1 protein-coding gene is annotated in these 268 nt (G+C 26.9%); it reads left to right on the plus strand.

Going from position 1 to position 268, the window contains the following annotated elements:
• Positions 1–268, plus strand: a 268-nt coding sequence (locus AOA62_RS31790; protein WP_158235124.1) for a hypothetical protein, incomplete at both ends; no start/stop codon positions are given.

Genomic DNA, 268 nt, shown 5'->3' on the forward strand with positions numbered 1-268 from the left:
GTACATGATAAAGATTTTAGTTTTAATGAAATCTTAGATGATATTGCTGTTTTAATGTCGGATAGCGATGAAAAGATTAAATTAACGCCTACAAATATCAATGCTGCATTTGATCAATTTATTAGTCAGGTTATTACTACAAATAAATTTACTGCAGAAGAATTAGTAAACATTTTTATTACCGTGGCTACTGATCGTAAAACTAAAGTGTTTTTTAATCCAAATACGTCACAGATAAAGGTTAATGATTATACTGTTTCAATTAATA

The sequence above is a fragment of the Pseudomonas sp. 2995-3 genome (assembly GCF_002742565.1).
Lineage (GTDB): Bacteria > Pseudomonadota > Gammaproteobacteria > Pseudomonadales > Pseudomonadaceae > Aquipseudomonas > Aquipseudomonas edaphica.